The sequence below is a fragment of the Acinetobacter sp. YH12063 genome (assembly GCF_013419715.1).
Lineage (GTDB): Bacteria > Pseudomonadota > Gammaproteobacteria > Pseudomonadales > Moraxellaceae > Acinetobacter > Acinetobacter amyesii.
In genome coordinates, this window is the sequence record NZ_VOZO01000004.1 from 1 (window position 1) to 20,898 (window position 20,898).

Genomic DNA, 20,898 nt, shown 5'->3' on the forward strand with positions numbered 1-20,898 from the left:
AGCTCCAGCACCTCAGCCAGTGGCAACGCAGTCAGCCGCAGAATATTTGGCAAACCCGCTTTAAGGTTTCCATTGAACAATAAAAAAGACGCCTCGGCGTCTTTTTTCATTTTAGGAAAATTAGGGCTTTTGCAGTTGCGTTAAGGTTTTACGTGCCAGTCCTGGATCATCGGCAAATACACCATCTACACCAGCTTTATAGAAGTTTTCAAATTCTTTAGCCGCACCTGTATCACAACGTTCGGTCGCCACTGAGTTACATTTTAAATAGTCAGGTAAAAAACCATTTTCAGGTCTGAGTGTATAAGGATGGACTTTCAAACCAGCAGCATGGGCATCTTTGACAAAACTGGTTTGTTTAAATTCAGTGTTTGAAAAAATATAGGTTTTACTTGGACCTACACCATCTGCATATTTTGCCACTGATTTTAGGCCATCTGCAGTGGCTAAACTTGCATAATTTTGAGGTGAGTTTTGTTGCTGTAAGTCACCCGGTATGGCAGTTGGGCTATCTAATAATTGAATAATTTTGCCATGTTTGAGGGTTTTCTTTTGCGTGAGTTGATCACGTAAGTATTTAAGATTGGTGGTTTCAAAGGACTGTAAATATACAGGCGCGATATCACGTGTATAACTGTATTTGGCAAGCGTTGTGAGTAAACGATCTTCCATGGCTAGATTTTGCTGTTGGAAAAATGTGGGATGCTTGGTTTCAATATATAAACCAACAATTTTTCCAGTTTTTTTATAATGAGCTTCGGCAAGTTCAATGATTTGTTCGAGCGTTGGGATGCTGTATTGATCATTATATTGAGTGTTATTAGGGCGATATTGAGCAATACGCTCACGTGCTTTTACATTTTGAGTCAGTTCATTCAAATTAAAGTCTTCCGTAAACCATCCTGTATAGTCGATACCATCGATTTTTTTGGTGGTTTTTCGATCCGCAAATTGTGACAGCGTACTAATATTGGTTGTCCCTGAAATTTCACTTTCATGGCGCGCAACCAGATAGCCATCCTTGGTTGGCACTAAATCGGGTTCGATAAAATCCGCACCATCATCAATCGCTTTTTGATATGCGGCAAGGGTATGCTCGGGTCGCAAAGCACTGGCACCACGATGCCCAACAATGACAAAACCTGTATCAGGCAAAATAGGGGGCTTGGTGACATGGGTTTTATCGTCATCCGAATTACATGCAGATAAACCAAAAACGCTAAAAAGGAGCAGTGAAGACACGCCCCATGAGGATTTCACTTTGCTTGTTATGGCTAGATTTAACTGTTTTGTTAATTGTTTTTGCATGGCTGCCTCGGCATCTTTTTATTTAAATGAATGAAGTTGCAGGCATACATTGCAGGGCAGTGGCTAAGACTTCATGACAGAGGCGGTTTTGTCACATAAATTTACTAAAATAGCTGAAGTGGAGGCTCTCCATATTTTCTACATATTTCGCTTCAAGCAAGGTTTTTATGTAGTCTAGGCTTGTAATCAAGCACATTGTGATTGATTATCAATAAGATTTTTTGAAAAAATCAATCAACATATTTTATTTCATTAATTGAAAAGTGACATGGACTGATGCTGTCTAAGTTTTTTATTTATCGACCGATTTTTGCAGGTGTCTTGGCGATCATCGTCATGGCGCTCGGGCTATTTGCTGTGCTCAATTTACCGGTAGAGCGCTATCCAGATATTGCGCCACCACGAATTACGGTCAGCGCAAGTTATAGCGGTGCGTCAGCAGAAACAGTTGAGGAAAGTGTCACACAAGTTCTTGAACAACAAATTAAAGGAATTGATCACCTTTTATATTTTAGTTCAAGCAGCGACTCTTCAGGTCGAAGCCGGATCAGCATCAGTTTTGAAAATGGCACTGACCCAGATACCGCTCAAGTACAAGTACAAAATGCCATAAATGGAGTAATCAATCGGCTGCCTGAAGATGTGCAGCGCCAAGGGGTAAATGTCTATAAATCTTTGGGTGATACCCATATGGTTATCGGCCTCTATGATGAGACTGGCAAGAGTTCGAATATCGAACTTGGTGACTATATGATGACTCATCTAGAGCAGGACATTGCTCGAATTGAGGGTATCGGTGAAGTCGATGTTTTTGGTTCGCAATTTGCCATGCGCATTTGGCTCAACCCACTGAAGTTAAAGCAATATAGCCTTATGCCCAGTGATATCCGTGCGGCTGTTGAATCACAAAATACGCAGGTTGCAGCCGGAGCCGTAGGTGAATTGCCGAGTGTATCGGATCAATATCTCAATGCAAAAGTCACTTCAGGTTCACGTTTAAAGTCAGTTGAAGAATTTGAAAATATTATTGTCAAATCTGCACGAAACGGCAGTTTTGTCTATTTAAAAGACGTTGCACGTGTTGAATTGGGTGCGGAAAATTATTCAGGGGTTAATACCATTAACGGGTATCCATCTTCAGGGATGGGGATCTCATTGGCTTCTGGGGCAAATGCACTTGAAACCTCAGCCTTAATTAAGCAAGAAATTGAACAGTTAGCGAAGCAATTACCTGCCGGTTATAAAATCGTTTATCCACGGGATAACACGCCATTTGTACAAGAATCGATTAAAGAAGTGGTGAAAACGTTATTCGAAGCCGTTTTACTGGTGGTTTTGGTGATGTTTATCTTCTTACAAAATTGGCGAGCAACGCTGATACCTGCGATTACGGTGCCTGTGGTGATTCTTGGGACTTTAGCGATTTTATATGCTTTGGGCATGACCATTAATACGCTCACATTGTTTGCATTGGTACTGGCCATCGGTCTGTTGGTCGATGATGCGATTGTTGTGGTGGAAAACGTCGAACGTTTAATGCATGAACAACAGTTAACAGCAAAACAAGCGGCCATCGAGTCGATGCATGAAATTAGCGGGGCATTAATCGGGATTACTTTGGTATTGACCGCTGTATTTATTCCCATGGCGTTCTTTGGTGGCTCAACGGGCGTGATCTATAGACAATTTTCCATCACACTCGTGGCTGCAATGGGCTTGTCACTGATGGTTGCGCTGATTTTAACCCCTGCATTATGTGCCTTAATTTTAAAACCCAATCCGAAACCACAGCGCTGGGCGATTTGGTTTAACACCAAATTAGAGACTTTAAAAACCAAATATCTAGCACTTGCACAAGCCACGGTTCGTTATCGCTTATGGACGGTGGTTTTGTTTGCGGGGCTCATTACGGTATTTGCTTTGTTTTATCGTGCTTTGCCGACCAGTTTTATTCCTAGTGAAGACCAGGGCATTTTGAGTGTGCAACTTAAATTACAAGAAGGTGCACCGATGTCGAAAAGTCGTGAGATCGGTGAACAAATTCGGCAGTACTTTTTGACTGAAGAAAAGCAAAATATTGATTTGGTGATGATTCGTTATGGACGAAATTTTTCTGGTACGGGTCAAAACTTAGGGCAAGGCTTTATTGCACTGAAGCATTGGGATGAACGTTCAGGACAGCACAATTCAGCGCAAGCGATTCGTGAACGTGCTATGAAACATTTTAAAAAGTTCAACAATGCACAAATCAATGTCAGCATGCCGTCTTCAGTCAGCGGTCTTGGGCAAACCGATGGTCTGGAGTTTTGGCTGCGAGATATGAATGGTGAGGGTCGTGCTTATCTCGATGAGCAATTTAAAAGCCTGCAAGAGAAATCCGCACAATTCAGTAGTTTCGAAAATTTAGACAAACGCTCTAACCCAGACAAAGCTGAACTGAAAGTTGATATTGATCAAAAACAAGCGATGGCTATGGGTTTAACGCAAAATGCGATTAATAGCACCATGAGTAGTGCATGGGGCGGGAGTTATATTAACGATTTCATTGACCGTGGACGTATTAAACGCGTCATGATGCAGGCAGATGCCGAATTCCGTTCTAAACCAGAAGATTTGGCTTATTGGCATGTACGTAATGACCAAAATGAAATGATTCCATTTAGTAATTTTTCAACCATTGGCTGGAGTGGCGGCCCTGAAGTCGTCAATCGCTTTATGGGATACACCGCATTACAAATGGAAGCGGATACAGCCAAAAATGTCTCAAGTGGCCAAGCCATGCAGGATGTTAAAGCTTTAGTCGATCAGGTGCCTGGCGTGGATGTGGCATGGAGTGGTTTATCTTTTGAAGAGCAAAAATCAAGTCATCAAGCGATTTGGCTATATTTGGTCTCGATTGGATTTATTTTCCTCTGTCTTGCCGCCCTATATGAAAGTTGGAGCATTCCGACCGCAGTCATGAGTGCGATTCCACTCGGGATAGGCGGTAATATTTTGTTTAGCTACATGACCGGTTTTCCAAATGACATCTATTTCCAAATTGCCTTGCTGACGACCATCGGTCTGTCCTGTAAAAATGCGATCTTGCTTGTAGAGTTTGCAGCGATGGCACAAGAAAAAGGCAAACATGTAATCGAGGCTGCAATGGAAGGCGCAGCACTACGTTTACGTCCTATTTTGATGACCTCTTTGGCTTTTGGTGCAGGGGTGGTTCCTTTAGTTCTTGCTTTTGGCGCAGGTGCAGCCAGTCGTCAAGAGATTGGGGTAAGCGTACTCGGTGGGGTAATATTCGGTACGGTCTTGGTGCTGATTTTTATTCCGTTTATGTATGTGATGGTCCGCTCTATTTTTAAAATCAAACCGGTGTCTGAAACTTAGAAATAATTCACGCACAGTGTATAGCTCTAGTAAAAGCCACCGTGAAAGCTTGAGTACATCGCGGTGGCTTTTTATGTCGCCAAATTTATGTCACCAAACTTTCGACAGGGAATGTTCACAGAGAATTTTCGCAAAGAACGTTCACCGAGAACATATTGAAGAGATTTGAAACTCTTTAGTTTATCCTTCAAAATGTGCTCTACATAGAAAGATTAAAATAAGAGTGAGTTGAATGGCGGATTTAATACAAAGACAGCGTGAAATTTCCGCTTTGCTGCAACAACAAAATTATGCAGCAGCAGTTTTCGCTTTACAGCCTCTGAACTACGCTGATCAGGCTCGTTTAATTCAGCAATTTCCAATCGAAGATCAAATCGAGTTACTTTCAGGTTTAGACCATCAAGGCTTGGTATTTGAGTTTTTCCCTTTTGAGTCACAGCGACAGCTGATTTCACGTTATCCACTGCGTCTACAAATTGAACTATTTGATGATATGCATTCTGATGATGCAACGGACTTATATAAAAGTTTAACTGATGCAGAACAAGATCGGATTTATCAACAACTTGATCAAGATACCCAAGAGCATCTAAAGGCGTTATCTGCATATGCAGAAGAGTCTGCAGGTGCAATCATGAGTTCAGACTATGTCAGTATGCCTGCTGACTTTACCATGCAACAAGCTATAGAGGCCTTACGCCATGAACCGCATGACCGTGAAACCCTGTATTTAATTTATGTCACCAATGATCAGTCTCAATTAGAAGGGGTGATTTCACTGCGGCAAATTTTGCAGGCCGATCGTGATGCACGGATTCAACAGGTGATGACCAAAGATGTGGTGACCGGCTGGATAGATGAAGACCAAGAAAGTATTGCTCGAAAATTGGCAGAATATGATTTTATGGCCTTGCCGATTGTGGATCATGCCCAGCGTTTGATGGGGATTGTCACCTATGATGATGCGATGGATGTGGTACAGGCTGAAACCACTGAAGACTTTTTAAAAGCCAGTGCGGTGAGTACCGAACCAGGTATGAGCATTAATAAAGCACCGATTTTAAAGTTGTATCAAAAGCGGGTGTTCTGGTTGGTGATATTGGTCTTTGGCAGCTTATTGTCCGGATTAGGCATTTCATATTATGAAGACATCATTGCCGCACATATCGTCTTGGTTTTTTTCTTACCCTTATTGGTCGGAAGTGGAGGCAATGCAGGTTCACAGTCTGCAACCTTAATGGTGCGAGCGCTTGCCACTGGGGATGTAAAAATTCGTGATTGGTTTTATTTATTGGGTCGGGAGACGCTCGTCGCGCTTTGCCTCGGTGGAACCATGGCCATTGCTGTATCGATTTTAGGCTACTACCGTGGTGATGCAACCGTCGCTTTGGTCTTGGCTTTAAGTATGATGGGTATCGTATTGCTCGGTTGTTTAATTGGCATGAGTTTGCCCTTTGTACTCAATAAGTTGAAGCTCGATCCTGCAAGTGCATCTGCACCCTTGGTGACCTCGATTTGTGATGCGACAGGCGTGGTGGTGTATTTGATGATTGCTTCACAATTGCTCAATTTATAGAGATTAGCATTTTGCTACAGATTGAAGACTTCTAATATGTTTTAATCTCAGTGATTTACACGGTTTTTATTGGATAAAACATGACTGAACCATTAAAACAAAAAATGTCAAAGCAAGAAGTCATTCGTCTTGAACGCGATCTCGCAAAGTTTGCCAATATGATGGACTCCGTGGTTCGGATTCCATTTACTCGACAAGGGGTAGGTGCGGACGCAGCGTTGAGTACCATTCCCGTAGCTGGTGATATCGCAGGATTTGTCTTGACCTGTTATGCCGTCTATAAAGCCAAACAGATTGGCGTACCACAAGCCAAATTAAATGGTGTGATGAAACTCGCAGTTATAGATGCTGTCGTGGGGTTTATTCCTGTTGCAGGGACGATCTTTGATGTGTTTATTCGACCGAGCCGTAAAGCTTTAGATGTTGTACATACGCACATTCGTGAAGAATATCAAATCAGTACAGATCAACATGTGGTACATCCGTTTTTACATGAAAAATTAGAACAGAAACAACAGCAATCTGCTTTTTGGCGCAACCCTGTGGTTGCATGGATATGGATCCATATCCCAGATATATTCGGGATGATTTTCTTATTAGTCTTTATCTTTGCAATTTATATGGGTGGTTCATTGCTTTGGCAATGGTTAAAGGCTAATGGAGTATTGTAGATAGAAATGCCTTGTTGCTTGAGCGCGATCAATGAGAGGCTATTCAATTGAAAGATCGTTCAACTGAAAGATTATTGATAAGACAGTAAATGTTCGGAAAAAATTAGACTTAAAAAAGCCTCCATAGGGAGGCTTTTTTACGACATACATTAGATGCTCGATTATGGGCAATCTAATTGTTGTAATGCCGCAACACGTTGTTCAATCGTTGGGTGTGTTTGGAACAATGCAGCTAAACTGAAACCTTGTTCTTGACCCGCAGAAATTGCAAAGGCTTTCATTTCTTTTGGCATTTGATCTGGCATTTCAGATTCTGCTTGTAAACGTAACAGGGCAGAAATCATCGCTTGTTTACCTGCTAAACGCGCACCAGCTTCATCGGCACGGTATTCACGGTAGCGAGAGAACCACATCACAATGGCAGACGCTGCGATACCAAAAACAATATCTAATACAATCGTAATGACAAAATATGCGATACCCGGTGCTTCACCATCTTCACGACCAAAAACATTACGGTCAATGAAGTCACCTGCTACACGCGCAAAGAACATCACAAAGGCGTTGACTACACCTTGCACCAATGCAAGGGTTACCATATCACCATTGGCTACGTGACCAATTTCGTGAGCGAGTACGGCACGGAGTTCATCTTTGTTCATACGCTCAAGTAGACCGGTAGAAACCGCTACTAAAGCATCATTTTTATTCCAGCCTGTTGCAAAGGCATTTGACTGGTACGATGGGAAAATACCCACTTCTGGCATTTTGATACCAGAACGTTGTGCCAGTTGCGCAACTTCGTTGAGTAACCATGCTTCAGCTTGGCTACGTGGTGCATTAGGGTCAATCAGCTCTGTACCCGTGGTTTTTTTCGCCATCCATTTTGACATGAATAGTGAGATCATTGAACCCACCATACCGAACACAAAACAGATAACGAGCAAGTTGCCTAAGTTTAAGCCGCCTGCACCGTGGTAACTACCGACACCGAAGAGTGACAAGATTATGCCAGCTACAACCAGTACCGCGAGGTTGGTCAGCAAGAACAAACCAATCCGCATCATTGGGTAAATCCTCTTATTATAGAAAAATGATCTGATTTACAAATAAAAATCATTAAACTCAATATGAGGTGAAAGTCTTAAAATTTCAAGGAAAAATTAATAAAACAGATGCAATTTTACAAAATCAGTGATTTTATTCATTGAAATAAATGCGCGCTGAGGCAGAAGCATTTGCTGTCGCAAATGAACCTGAAGGTGCATCGGTAAAACTACCATTGTCCGTTTGAATAATTTGACGTGCTGGAGACTTGGCTACAGTAGGGGCAGCGGCATGATAATTGTCCGAACTGGCAATAATCCGACCACTATTTGAAGTGCTATTTGAACTACTCGAACCCGAGACACTTAAACTACCAGCATATAGGTTGCTGTAGCGGCTAGTGACACGGCGGACATAGTCTTGAGTTTCACGAAAAGGAGGGATGCCACCATATTTTGCGACATTGCCTTCACCTGCGTTATAACCTGCTAAGGCAAGTGAGGTGTTACCATTAAAACGTTTCAGCAGCCAAGATAAATAGCGCGCACCAGCCATAATGTTCTGATGTGGATCATAGGCATTCGATACATTGAAGCGACGTGCTGTGGCAGGCATGAGTTGCATTAAACCTTGCGCACCGACAGGCGAGCGTGCATTGGTGTTAAAACCTGATTCGGTATGCATCACCGCTTTGATTAGACCTTCGGATACACCATGCTGGGCCGCGGCTTGTTTAATAATATTGTCAAAGGCATTTTTATTACGGCTATAACTTGGTAACACAGACGCTTCATTTGAGCCCCAGTTACTATAACTATGGATATTACTGTCCGGATAGTAGGTTTTTTTCTCGACTTTCAGATTGCTATAGCGGCCTTGTTTATTGGTTAGTAGCGTTGTGCCGTTACTTTCACGTAATTGATAGATCGTTTGGCCGGCAAAAATGCTCGGTGCAGCTAAACTGATAGCCACACTTCCACTTAATAACAGCCCCAAAGTCCAAGTATTGTTTTTCATTTTATTGTGAAGAAAAAAATTCTGTCCCCAAACAGTTAAAATAGAGTTTATCAAAAAAAAATCAGATGAAAAGGCTTCGAGGGCTGATTTCTTCTTTACTTTGTAAAAATCAAGTCATTTTGATGATTCAATAATCAAAAAAAATATTTATTTTTTTTTAATGAGCATAACTTGACACATCTAAAGCATTGATAAGTAAGGGATAATAAATTGATCAAAAAATGATCAATTTAAATAGAAGCCTTAAAATAAGGGCAGCTCACCTTGTCAAGTCATTTAAAATCCACAAAGTTATCCACAGCTTTTGTGGACAACTGTGGAAAAGTCCAAAAGATAAGCGTTTCGCCTAAAAAATGAACTCGACCGTATAAAATAATGCGCTGAGGATGACGTGATCATGACAGTATTTTTACTTTTTTCGGAAATTACATTCTTTTGATGCGAGAAGTCTGCGAATCGGATAAAATTGCGCGGTATTTTTTTTTAGGTTTAACTCGTCTATGTTCTCGCCAGTTGAGTCCGAACAAGGATTTAATTTCAAACCAGAACTACCAACTAGCTCTGCGTATTATCGTTTATTGAAAAAGCTACGCCGTCAGGTCGGTCATGCCATTCGTGATTTTAAAATGATCGAAGAGGGCGACAAGGTGATGGTCTGTATTTCAGGCGGTAAAGACAGTTATACCTTGCTCGACATTTTGTTGCAGTTTAAGCGTATTGCACCGATTAATTTTGATGTGGTTGCGGTCAACCTTGACCAAAAACAACCGGGTTTCCCTGAAGAAGTATTGCCACGTTATTTAGAAGAAAACAAAATTCCGTATTACATCTTAGAAAAAGATACCTACAGCATTACTAAACGTTTAACCCCAGAAGGTAAAACGTATTGTGCAGTATGCTCACGTTTACGTCGTGGTTCGTTATACGGCTTTGCTCAAGAAATTGGGGCGACGAAAGTGGCTTTAGGTCATCATCGTGATGATATTTTGGCGACGTTCTTCTTGAACTTGTTCCATGGCGGTAGCTTAAAAGCCATGCCACCGAAATTATTGTCTTCTGATAAAAAGAACATTTTGATTCGTCCACTGGCTTATGTGGAAGAAAAAGACATTATCAAGTATGCAGAAATGCGTAAGTTCCCAATTATCCCATGTAACTTGTGTGGTTCACAGGAAAACTTACAACGTGCGATGCTAAATGACATGCTGCGTACTTGGGATAAAGAATTTCCAAAACGTTTACACAGTATTTTTGGCGCATTGCAAAATGTATCGCCTTCACAACTGGCAGACCGTGAGTTATTCGACTTTGAAGCCTTGGATGAACAACGCGAATTTGACTTCAAAAATAGCGAAAGTTGTTCAACTGAAGAAGGTGAGCCTGAAAGCAAACGCATTAATATGGTGAACTTAGGTTTTATGGCAGATTAAGCCGAAAACTTCATCACGCAAAAGGCATTCTACGGAATGCCTTTTTTATGCTTATGATTTTTCTCATTTTGTTGTTAAACAGTTAAATATTGAACGGTGCGTACAAAAAACTTTAGCCTTTTCGCAAATGATCATGCTATAACAAGCCTCAAGCAAAATATGCTTGCACTGATGTTGTCCGGAACGGCAACACACACGAACAAAATAAATTGAGGAAAGATCATGCCTGCTTTTTTAACTGATGATTGGTTTTCAACTGTAGAAACTCTGACAGCTCAAGCTGGTGATTTAAACTTACCACCTGCATTGGCTAATCTTGCAATTAACCTTGTAGTTGCTGACGCTGCAGGCAATACTGAATTGTCATTAGACGGTGGTGCAATTAAAAAAGGTTTATCTTCAAACGCGAAAACAACGTTGAACATGGATGCTGAAACGTTACGTAAAGTATTCCTTGAGTTTGATATGGCTGCAGCGATGCAAGCATTTATGACGGGCAAAATTAAAGTACAAGGTGATATGTCACAATTGATGGCATTGCAAACTGCAAAACCAAGTACTGAACAAAAAGATTTATTCAAAAAAGTACTTGAGCAAACTGCTTAAGTTTAAAACGAAAAAAGCTTACCCGAAGGTAAGCTTTTTTTTGTGCGCTCACATGTAAATGTTAGATGGATGCATATTAGATATTCACCAGTTGTGGTGTGGTTTTAATATGTTCCAAATAAGCACGAATACGTGTGACATATTGCACGGCTTGACGATAACGACCATTGCTGGCTTTGTTACGGTCGAGATAAGCATATAAGTTCACCCACTTATTCGGGTTTTTACCCTGAGCTTGGATGCGCTTTTGAATCTGACTTACAGCACCAGGACCCATGTTATACGCCACTAAGGCATACCAATTACGATCTGGGTAGGGAATGTTGCTATAACGGTTTAACATTTGGTCATAGTACTTAGCACCGCCCTGAATGCTTTGCGTCGCATCTGTACGGTTGCTCACACCCATTGCTTTTGCTGTACTGTTGGTCAGCATCATAATGCCACGAACACCCGTCGGGGATACCGAGTCAGGTTTGAGGTAAGACTCTTGATAACCAATCGCTGCCAATAAATGCCAGTCAAGATCATATTGCTTGGCCGTGTTTTTAAAACTAGCCTTATAGATCGGCATACGTTTACTTAAATCACGTTGAATCACATTCCAAGAATCTTGTTTGACCACATTACGGTTGTAGAACGATGCCAACTGTCCAATTGCGCCATTTTGTTTGGCTCGGCAAATAAAACCACTTGCGGTTTGGCTGAGTGGATCATCTGCATTTTTAAATACCCAGTTTAAGTTGCTGTTTAAACCATTTTTTTTCAAAGAAACGGTATCACCACAACTGGCTGAAAATGAAGTCAAGTGTTTGGCTTCAATGGTACTCATTCCGGCAGTGGTCATAGCAAAATTAGCTTGACCTTTGGCAACCATTTTTAAAGCAGTGGCATTGTCGTTCACTGTTTTAAAATCTAATTGGACATTTAAACTTTCTGCATAGTTACGTGCAAGGTCGTAACCAAAACCATGTCGATGTTTACCATCCTGAAAAACAATGTCAGGATTGGCAACGGCAACAACAGTGAGTTTATTACTGTTGACGACAGCATCATATTGATGAGCTGTTTTGCTGGCATTAATACTGTGAAAAGGAATTAAGACAGTACTGAGTGCAAGCGCTTTAAATGGGAGAGAGTTAAAAGAGTTAAGGCAAAGCCTCGACCCAGAAGTTGAACTACTGTGCATGTTGTCTCCGCTACAAGTAATTTATGCCCTAAAAAGCAAAGGCAAACACGCCTCAGACTTTTTCAAGTTTGATAAATTCAATAAGGGTTGGGCAGTCATGACGTCATTCAAAAATGACTAGGGGTTTTCGGGAAATATGTAGAAAATCTACACTGGATAAAAATTAAACAAGCCTAAAAGATGTGCGCATAATAATAAGCAAAAAAATACTTGTCAAATTTTGTACGAAAAAATATTAAAATATGTAACATAAATAATTGATTTTGTTTGCGAATAAATTTTATATACTTTGCCTGTGTAGAAATGGAGGATAAAATAGGCATGTTTTGTAAAAATCAGCGCTTGCTCAAGGCCGAAAAATCATCATGAAATCTAACTTAATTACCCGTGGTGGACACGATTTATTGGTCGCTGAACTTCAACATTTATGGCATGAAGAACGACCTGAAATTACCAAAAAAGTGAACTGGGCGGCCAGTCTTGGCGACCGTTCGGAAAACGCGGATTATCAATATAATAAGCAATTATTACGCAAAATTGACCGACGTGTACGCTACTTGGGAAAACGTTTGGAAGAGCTACGTATTATCGATTATTCACCCGAACAAAAAGGGAAAGTCTATTTTGGGGCGTGGGTCGATATTGAAAATGAAGACGGTGAACAAAAAACGCTAAGGATCGTGGGGGGGGATGAAATTTATGATCATCATCCGCAGCATATCTCGATTGATTCACCTATGGCTCGAGCACTCCTGTCCAAGCAAGTGGATGATGAGGTCGAAGTGCTGACCCCGCTGGGAAAAAAATGTTGGTATATCAATTCAATTCGTTATGAAATGGGCGAAAGTACTGAAAAATAACAGACTGCTCTTATTTTGTTCAATTGAACGTGTTTTTTACAAAATAATTTGCCATTGTTGAAATTTATTTATATGATGGCGGCCATGGAAGCGTGGCAGAGCGGTTTAATGCACCGGTCTTGAAAACCGACGAGGGCGCGAGTCCTCCGTGAGTTCGAATCTCACCGCTTCCGCCAAATTCAAAAACCCTGATGTTTTTAACATCAGGGTTTTTTTATATGCGTAAATTTAGGCAATGCATTTTGCCTTGATCTCAATTTAATACATATTGATTCAGCTTCTATTTTTCAGTTCGAAGCCAAAATTTTACAATCGCCTAAATTTTGTATGAACGATTCGCCATGTGTTCAAAATGAGGCAAAATAATTTGCCAATCTGAATTTTTATTTATATGATAGCGGCCATGGAAGCGTGGCAGAGCGGTTTAATGCACCGGTCTTGAAAACCGACGAGGGCGCGAGTCCTCCGTGAGTTCGAATCTCACCGCTTCCGCCATATTCAAAAACCCCAATGTTTTACTTTGGGGTTTTTTTATTGCCTAAATTTTTGAATAGTTTTTTTCTACAGGCGAAGTTGATATACAGCATGAATATGACATGCTATTAATTATTCACAATAAACAGAAAACAAGATTAATCGATTTAGAAAAGGAATTCATCCATGCAAAAACCAGAGCTTATTCATGAACTGGAATGGCAAGCGCGTTGTCAATTGGCGGCACTGTATCGCTTGGTGGCTTATTATAAAATGACCGACTTAATTGATACCCATATCAGCCTGCGTTTAGGTCATGAACCTGAGCATTTTTTGATTAATCGCTATGGTGTGACCTTTGACAAAATGACAGCTTCTGATTTGGTCAAAATTGATCATGAAGGAAAAATTATTGAAACTTATGATGCAGGGAAGATGGTGAATGTCGCCGGCTTTGTAATTCATTCGGCCTTACATCATGCGCGTGCAAATATTAATTGCGTTATTCATACGCATACTGCAGATGGCGTGGCAGTTTCTGCACAGGAACATGGATTATTGCCAATCTCACAACATGCGTTAAAGTTCTATCAGAACATTGCTTATCATGAATATGAGGGTATTGCCTTTTCAACTGAAGAGCGTGAAAGACTGGTACAAGATATGGGGCATTATCGTTGCATGATTTTACGCAATCACGGCTTGCTTGCGACTGGAGATAGTGTGGCACGGGCATTTCATGAAATTTACTTTTTAGAACGGGCTTGTCAAATTCAAGTAAAAGCGTTGTCGAGTGCTACATTGCATTATCCGAGTCCGAAGGTTTGTGAACATACGTTGCAGCAGTTTGAAAATCCGATGGCCGAGCCCATTATTCAAGCGGCTTGGCAGGCGGCCTTGTCTTTAATTGAAGATCAGCACTCAGATTATTGTCGTTAATATAATTTTCTATCATTTAGCTTATAAAAAAATGGCGCTATGCTTTATGTGCAGAAGAATAGTCATGGCATGAGCAACGCGTTATCATGTTCGTAGTGGAATTATGAGATGAACTATGAAAATCGTTGCAGATGAAAATCTGGCATTTACTGAGTATTTTTTTACCGAATTTGGTGAAATAAAGCAAGCGGCAGGTCGAACATTGACCCATGAGGATGTCAAAGAAGCCGATGCATTATTGGTACGATCAGTGACTCAGGTAAATGCAGAATTAATTCAACAGACCGCACTCAAATTTGTCGGTAGTGCTACGATTGGAACAGATCATTTAGATATTAATGCTCTAGAAAAGCAGGGCATTGCTTGGTCAAATGCCGCAGGTTGTAATGCACAAGCGGTTGCTGAATATGTGATTACTGCATTGCTCTTCGTTAAACCTGAATTATTGAATGCAAATGAACAATTTACCTTGGGCATCGTTGGCTTAGGTAATGTCGGTTCACGTTTGGCCGTCATGGCAGAATTATTCGGTTGGAATGTCATTGGCTATGATCCATTTGTGCAATCTGATCATGTGAAACAAGTTGAATTTGCAGAACTGTTAAAAAAAGCAGATGCGATTAGTATCCATGTGCCACTAACTAAAGTGGGGGAATATCCAACCTATCATTTAATCAATGCTGCTGCACTTGCCGTTATGAAGCCTTCAGCGATTTTGATTAATTCCGCGCGTGGGCCCGTGGTCGAAGAAGCTGCCTTAATTGCCGATATTCAACAAACTCAGCGTAAAGTGGTCTTAGATGTTTTTGAACATGAGCCAGAGATTTCAGTAGCATTGTTGGATTTAATTTACGTGGTGACACCCCATATTGCAGGCTATAGCTTGGAAGGTAAAGCACGTGGCACACAGATGATCTATGAAGCATTCTGTCAAACTTTCAATCAACCGATAAATAAAGCTTTTGAAAGTCAGTTGCCCGTCTGTGAGCAGTATTTTACGGGTGCTGACTTTAAGACGGTATTACAGCGTTATTTAAAAGATATTTATGACATCGCTCGTGATGATGCCAACTTACGTGCTTGCCTAAAAGACGGCAAGGTGGATCAAAAAGCCTTTGATTATTTACGTAAAACCTATCCTTTACGCCGTGAATGGGCTGCACATGGAGGCCCAGCAGCATGAGTCAAATGAACTTTCAACCGAGTTGTGAACTCACTGCACTTCGTGCACGTGCCACGATGTATGCTCAAATTCGCCAGTTTTTTGCGGCACGTGATGTACTAGAAGTGGAAACACCTGTGCTTTCTCAAGCGGGTGTCACCGATGTGCATTTAGCATCGGTACAGGCTCAGCGCCATGTGAATGGTCAAAAGCAAACGCATTATTTGCAAACTTCACCTGAATTTGCCATGAAACGTCTGTTGGCAAGTGGCAGTGGATCTATTTACCAAATCTGTAAAGTTTTCCGTGATGATGAACATGGACGTAAACACAACAGTGAATTCACCATGTTGGAATGGTACCGTCCGGGTTTTAGCTTAAAAGACTTGATGTTTGAAGTGACGGACTTATTGAATGAAACTTTGAAACAGCGCTTTGGTGAAGTTCGTCCAACTATTTTGAGCTATAAGCATGCCTTTATGGATCGTTTGGATTTGAACCCGTTACAAGCTTCTTTACAAGATCTGAAAGATTGCTGTCGTCGTGTGGGGCTAAGCTTAGATCTGGGTGAAGACCGTTTAGGCTATATCGATTTATTGTTCTCGCATTATGTTGAGCCGAGCCTCGGTTTTGATACGCCAGTGTTCCTTACAGATTTTCCACCGGAAATGGCTTCTTTGGCGAAAACCCGTGTGGACGAAGATGGTGAATTGGTTGCAGCACGATTTGAGCTGTATATCGAAGGTTTAGAGTTAGCAAATGCTTATGATGAACTGATTGATGCAGACGTTTTACGCCGTCGTTTTGAGGCGGATAATGCAGAGCGCGCTAAACTTGGCTTGCATGTGATGCCGATTGATGAATATTTGCTTGCTGCATTACCGTATATGAGTGAGTGTGCAGGTATAGCCTTAGGCATTGATCGATTGCTAATGGTGGCAACGAATCAGTTAAAACTTAAAAAAGTCATTAGTTTCCCAGCTGATATTTCTTAAAAAATGTCTGGGTCGGCTGATGGTAAAATTGGCCGATCAATTTAAATATTTAGTAAAACCCAAACTATAGGCTTCAAACCCTAAATTTTGATAAAAAGCATGTGCGGCATAGCGTTCAGGACGATTACCACTGTTGAGTAAAATACGTTTTAGCCCTTGTCGCCGAGCGCTTTGCTCAATGGCTTGCATGAAGCGTCGCCCTAAACCTTGACCGCGGTAACGGGCATCAATGACAAAAGCCTGACTCCGAATAAATTCTTCCTCAAACTCCCAACTGTATTGTTGGATAAAACCTGCATAACCAATGACGCGGTCATCAGCCGTCATCACCACGGTTTGATAATGCTTATCCAAATGAATCAACTGCCATTGCTGTTGGAGTCGCTCTAGTGGTATTTCATAACCCAATTGGAGTGTGAGTTGATGAATGTCGAGGAGATCGTCTTGGAGTTGTAACGGACGAATTTGGGGATGCATATTGTCAGCTCGATGGTTTTCCTTAGAGCATAGATAAAAGTGCATAAAGGTGAATGCTGATATTTTTCAAAGCTTATCTATATCTGAAAGGGCAAGGTGAAATATTGCAAAAGTTAAAGTTTTAAAAATATAGAAAAGGTAAAAAAAAGCACCCGAAGGTGCTCTAATTATGCTTCAACTGCATATTGACTGGTTTTAAGTGCCGCAATGGCTTGAATACGTCGTTCAATTAGCATTTCACCAATATCCGGCCCTGATACATCTGGAGGAAGATCGGCAGCTTTAATATTACGAACCACTTGCATCGCATCTAAAACGTATTGAGCTTGTGGATAGGCACGATCCTCTAAACCTAAGCGACCACGTGAATCACATTCACAGGCTTGTACAAAGGCCTCTACGCGTTCAGGACGGCGTAGCACATCCATACGTTGTAATAGACGCCATAATGTACCCGGTTTTAAACTCAAGGCTTGATGGCATTTTAAATGCTCTTTACACACGGAGATGGCCAATTGTTTGGTATTGGTGGGAACACGCATACGGTCACAGACTTCGGTAACGGGTTTTACACCACGCTCTTCATGCATGATATGGCGCGGTAACTCATCCACTGGAGTGAGTGCTTTGCCCAAGTCGTGTACAAGTACAGCAAAACGAACATCCAAAGAATAATTGGCACGACAGGCTTGCTGCAATGACATCATGGTATGAATACCACAGTCTATTTCAGGATGATATTCAGGACGCTGTGGAATACCGTATAACGCATCAATTTCAGGGAATAAGACTTTTAAAGCGCCACAGGCTCTTAAGACTTCAAAATATTCATCTGCATGGTCTTCCATTAATGCACGGGATGTTTCCTTCCATACGCGTTCAGGTGTGAGGGCTTCAAGCTCGCCAGATTTGGCAAGCTCTTGCATCAACGCAAGTGTTTCTTCAGCCACTTTAAAACCTAAAGCTTTATAACGTGCTGCAAAACGTGCAATCCGCAGAACTCGCAAAGGATCTTCGACGAAGGCATCAGACACATGGCGAAGGATGCGTCGCTCTAAATCTTGTTGACCATGGTAGGGATCATAAATTTGGCCTGCATCATCCATGGCAATCGCATTGATCGTGAGGTCACGTCGAATGAGATCTTGTTCGAGTGTGACATTGACGTCGGTATAAAATTCAAAGCCATGATACCCATGTCCAGACTTACGTTCTGTACGGGCTAAGGCATATTCGTCTTTGGTCTCTGGATGAAGAAAAACAGGGAAATCTTTACCCACAGGTTGATAACCTTGAGCAAGTAATTGTTCCGGCGTTGCACCGACAACGACATAATCTTTTTCGTGATAGGGGTGCCCGAGCAAGTGATCTCGAACTGCACCGCCTACTAAATAAACTTGCATGAAAAAACCTCTATTCTTAGAGCAATCATGCTACAGAACAGAGGTTTTCTCAAGTCACAAAGTGTGTTCAGGTCAACTAAATTAGAGTGCTAATTTTTCGTTTTCTTGAATCTCTGCAACAGTCAATGCAGTCATATTCACTAAACGGCGAGTTGTCGCTGTTGGCGTTAAAATATGAACGGGTTTTGCAGCACCCAAAAGAATTGGGCCAATCGTCACGTTACTACCTGAAGTTGATTTCAACAAGTTGAACGAAATGTTCGCTGCATCCAGATTAGGCATAATCAGCAAGTTCGCAGAACCTTTAAAACGTGAGTTCGGGTATGCGAAATGACGAATATTTTCATCCAGTGCGGCATCACCATGCATTTCACCTTCAACTTCAAGTTCAGGTGCAATTTCTGACAAAATATCATAAACCTTACGCATTTTTTGTGCGCTAGGATCATTTTGGTCAGAACCGAAACTTGAGTGAGAAAGCAATGCTACACGCGGTGTAATACCAAAACGGCGTACTTCTTCAGCCGCTAAAATAGTCATTTCAGCAAGTTGTTCAGCTGTTGGATTACGGTTAATGTAAGTATCAGCAATAAACAAGTTACGGTCTTCAAGCATCAATGCATTCAGCGTGAAGAAGTTATTACGGCCTTCTTTTAGCCCAATCACATTGCTGACGAAGTCTAAGTGAATGTCATAGCTTGAATAAGTACCACATAGCATACCGTCAGCGACACCATGACGAACCAACATTGCCGCAATAAGTGTAGAACGGCGGCGTGCTTCACGCTGAGCGTATTCAGGCGTTACACCTTTACGCTGCATGATGCTGTAATAATCGTCAGCAAACTTATCATAATCAGGGTTTTTTTCTTGATCGACGATAGTGATGTTCACGCCGTCTTCAAGACGTAGGCCTAATTTCTTGATGTTTGCTTCAATGACTGCAGGGCGACCGACAAGGATTGGTTTTGCCAAACCTTCATCAACAGCAATTTGCACCGCGCGAAGTACACGTAAATCTTCACCTTCAGCATAGGCAATGCGTTTTGGATCAGTTTTCGCTTGCGCAAAAATTGGTTTCATCATAAACGCAGAGTTGTAGACGAATTCAGACAAACGTTGACGATATGCAGAGAAGTCTTGAATCGGACGAGTTGCAACACCTGAATCCATCGCTGCTTGTGCAATTGCAGGTGCAATTTCAAGAATCAAACGTTGATCTAATGGGCGCGGAATGAGGTAATCACGACCAAATGAAGCAGATTTTTCACCATACGATGCAGCATCAGCTTCGACATGTGCCATGCGAGCAATCGCATGTACACAAGCAATCTTCATCTCTTCATTAATCGTAGTTGCGCCAACATCTAGTGCACCACGGAAGATATAAGGGAAGCAAAGTGCATTATTCACTTGGTTTGGATAGTCTGAACGGCCAGTTGCCATAATCACGTCTGGACGTGCTTCATGTGCATGTTCAGGAAGAATTTCAGGGTCTGGGTTAGCAAGGGCAAAGATAATCGGATCTTTCGCCATGACTTTAACCATTTCTTTGGTCAAAATACCTGCTGCAGAAAGACCAAGGAACATGTCCGCACCTTCCATTACATCAGCAAGCTGAGAGCCTTCGATGTCCTGAACGTATGCCTTTTTCGACTCATCCAAGCCTTCACGTTTAGTCGTCAATAAACCGCGTGAATCTGCCACAACGATGTTTTCTTTTTTCACGCCAAGTGCGCAAAGTAAGTTCAAACATGAAAGGGCAGCAGCACCTGCGCCAGAAGCGACAATTTTGATTTCTTCAATTTTTTTGCCATTGAGTTGAAGTGCATTCAGTAATGCAGAACCCACAATGATCGATGTACCATGTTGGTCATCATGGAACACAGGAATATTCATGCGTTCACGAAGTTTTTGCTCGATGTAGAAACACTCTGGGGCCTTGATGTCTTCAAGGTTGATACCACCGAAAGTTGGTTCTAATGCTGCAACGATATCTACGATTTTGTCTGGATCGTTTTCAGCAATTTCAATGTCAAAAACATCAACACCAGCGAATTTTTTGAATAGAACGCCTTTACCTTCCATAACAGGTTTTGACGCTAAAGGACCAATGTTACCTAAGCCCAGTACGGCTGTACCGTTACTGACTACAGCAACAAGATTACCGCGCGCTGTGTAAAGTGCAGCAGTAGATGGGTCGCGTTCAATTTCTAAACAAGGTGCAGCGACACCTGGCGAGTATGCGAGGGCTAAATCGTGTTGGTTGACCAATTGTTTGCTTGGTGTAACGCTGATTTTCCCCGGAGTTGGAAATTCGTGATAATACAAAGCCTGCTGTTTTAAAGATTGATCGTCCATCTGTA

16 protein-coding genes and 2 tRNA genes are annotated in these 20,898 nt (G+C 41.6%); 11 read left to right on the plus strand and 7 right to left on the minus strand.

The window, feature by feature from the left end:
* Window positions 1–120: 120 nt before the first annotated feature.
* The gene (locus tag FTU12_RS05350) at window positions 121–1,308 is read right to left on the minus strand and encodes a glycerophosphodiester phosphodiesterase (RefSeq protein ID WP_180026670.1); all 1,188 of its coding nucleotides are present in this window, start codon (window positions 1,306–1,308) and stop codon (window positions 121–123) included.
* Between the two features lie 276 nt (window positions 1,309–1,584).
* Between FTU12_RS05350 and FTU12_RS05355 the strand changes: the two genes are divergently transcribed.
* From FTU12_RS05355 to FTU12_RS05365, 3 genes are all read left to right on the plus strand, one after another.
* On the plus strand, window positions 1,585–4,686 hold the full coding sequence (locus FTU12_RS05355; protein ID WP_180113917.1) for a multidrug efflux RND transporter permease subunit: 3,102 nt from the start codon (window positions 1,585–1,587) through the stop codon (window positions 4,684–4,686).
* Window positions 4,687–4,918: 232 nt separating this feature from the next.
* Complete coding sequence (gene mgtE / locus FTU12_RS05360) at window positions 4,919–6,262, plus strand: magnesium transporter (protein ID WP_180007504.1); 1,344 nt, start codon at window positions 4,919–4,921, stop codon at window positions 6,260–6,262.
* Window positions 6,263–6,342: 80 nt separating this feature from the next.
* Window positions 6,343–6,933 (plus strand): DUF4112 domain-containing protein, encoded by a 591-nt coding sequence (locus FTU12_RS05365; RefSeq protein ID WP_180049076.1) that lies wholly within the window; start codon window positions 6,343–6,345, stop codon window positions 6,931–6,933.
* A gap of 161 nt (window positions 6,934–7,094) precedes the next feature.
* Here FTU12_RS05365 and htpX read toward each other — a convergent pair whose 3' ends face one another.
* Window positions 7,095–8,000 carry a protease HtpX gene (gene htpX / locus FTU12_RS05370; protein WP_078190437.1) on the minus strand — a complete coding sequence of 302 codons (906 nt, stop codon included), beginning with the start codon at window positions 7,998–8,000 and terminating at the stop codon, window positions 7,095–7,097.
* Window positions 8,001–8,133: 133 nt separating this feature from the next.
* The gene (locus FTU12_RS05375; protein ID WP_180007505.1) at window positions 8,134–8,997 is read right to left on the minus strand and encodes a lytic transglycosylase domain-containing protein; all 864 of its coding nucleotides are present in this window, start codon (window positions 8,995–8,997) and stop codon (window positions 8,134–8,136) included.
* 500 nt (window positions 8,998–9,497) lie between these two features.
* Between FTU12_RS05375 and ttcA the strand changes: the two genes are divergently transcribed.
* Together ttcA and FTU12_RS05385 are read left to right on the plus strand one after the other, a co-directional pair.
* Window positions 9,498–10,427: a tRNA 2-thiocytidine(32) synthetase TtcA gene (gene ttcA, locus FTU12_RS05380; RefSeq protein ID WP_168378304.1), complete on the plus strand. Its 930-nt coding sequence runs from the start codon at window positions 9,498–9,500 to the stop codon at window positions 10,425–10,427.
* Window positions 10,428–10,649: 222 nt separating this feature from the next.
* Window positions 10,650–11,033 (plus strand): SCP2 sterol-binding domain-containing protein, encoded by a 384-nt coding sequence (locus tag FTU12_RS05385; protein WP_078190434.1) that lies wholly within the window; start codon window positions 10,650–10,652, stop codon window positions 11,031–11,033.
* Window positions 11,034–11,109: 76 nt separating this feature from the next.
* Here the strand turns inward: FTU12_RS05385 and FTU12_RS05390 are convergent, their stop codons facing one another.
* On the minus strand, window positions 11,110–12,222 hold the full coding sequence (locus FTU12_RS05390; RefSeq protein ID WP_180113918.1) for a transglycosylase SLT domain-containing protein: 1,113 nt from the start codon (window positions 12,220–12,222) through the stop codon (window positions 11,110–11,112).
* A gap of 365 nt (window positions 12,223–12,587) precedes the next feature.
* On the opposite strand from FTU12_RS05390, the gene greB reads away from it, so the two are divergent.
* The 6 genes from greB to epmA all read left to right on the plus strand — a co-directional run bounded on the left by greB (window position 12,588) and on the right by epmA (window position 16,652).
* Window positions 12,588–13,082, plus strand: a complete 495-nt coding sequence (gene greB, locus FTU12_RS05395) for a transcription elongation factor GreB (RefSeq protein ID WP_180113919.1) — start codon at window positions 12,588–12,590, stop codon at window positions 13,080–13,082.
* A gap of 86 nt (window positions 13,083–13,168) precedes the next feature.
* Window positions 13,169–13,258, plus strand: a tRNA-Ser gene (locus FTU12_RS05400).
* A gap of 229 nt (window positions 13,259–13,487) precedes the next feature.
* Window positions 13,488–13,577, plus strand: a tRNA-Ser gene (locus FTU12_RS05405).
* Window positions 13,578–13,742: 165 nt separating this feature from the next.
* Complete coding sequence (locus FTU12_RS05410) at window positions 13,743–14,495, plus strand: class II aldolase/adducin family protein (protein WP_180074387.1); 753 nt, start codon at window positions 13,743–13,745, stop codon at window positions 14,493–14,495.
* A 115-nt stretch (window positions 14,496–14,610) separates the two neighbouring features.
* Window positions 14,611–15,678 carry a 4-phosphoerythronate dehydrogenase gene (locus FTU12_RS05415; protein ID WP_180113920.1) on the plus strand — a complete coding sequence of 356 codons (1,068 nt, stop codon included), beginning with the start codon at window positions 14,611–14,613 and terminating at the stop codon, window positions 15,676–15,678.
* Between the two features lie 5 nt (window positions 15,679–15,683).
* Window positions 15,684–16,652 carry an EF-P lysine aminoacylase EpmA gene (epmA, locus tag FTU12_RS05420; RefSeq protein WP_373684139.1) on the plus strand — a complete coding sequence of 323 codons (969 nt, stop codon included), beginning with the start codon at window positions 15,684–15,686 and terminating at the stop codon, window positions 16,650–16,652.
* Window positions 16,653–16,688: 36 nt separating this feature from the next.
* On the opposite strand, the gene FTU12_RS05425 is transcribed toward epmA, so the two are convergent.
* From FTU12_RS05425 to FTU12_RS05435, 3 genes are all read right to left on the minus strand, one after another.
* The gene (locus tag FTU12_RS05425) at window positions 16,689–17,129 is read right to left on the minus strand and encodes a GNAT family N-acetyltransferase (RefSeq protein WP_180113922.1); all 441 of its coding nucleotides are present in this window, start codon (window positions 17,127–17,129) and stop codon (window positions 16,689–16,691) included.
* A 167-nt stretch (window positions 17,130–17,296) separates the two neighbouring features.
* Entirely contained in the window at window positions 17,297–18,532 is a 1,236-nt protein-coding gene (locus FTU12_RS05430; RefSeq protein WP_180113923.1) for a multifunctional CCA addition/repair protein, read from the minus strand.
* 81 nt (window positions 18,533–18,613) lie between these two features.
* On the minus strand, window positions 18,614–20,893 hold the full coding sequence (locus tag FTU12_RS05435) for an NADP-dependent malic enzyme (protein WP_078192090.1): 2,280 nt from the start codon (window positions 20,891–20,893) through the stop codon (window positions 18,614–18,616).
* Between the last annotated feature and the right edge of the window lie 5 nt (window positions 20,894–20,898).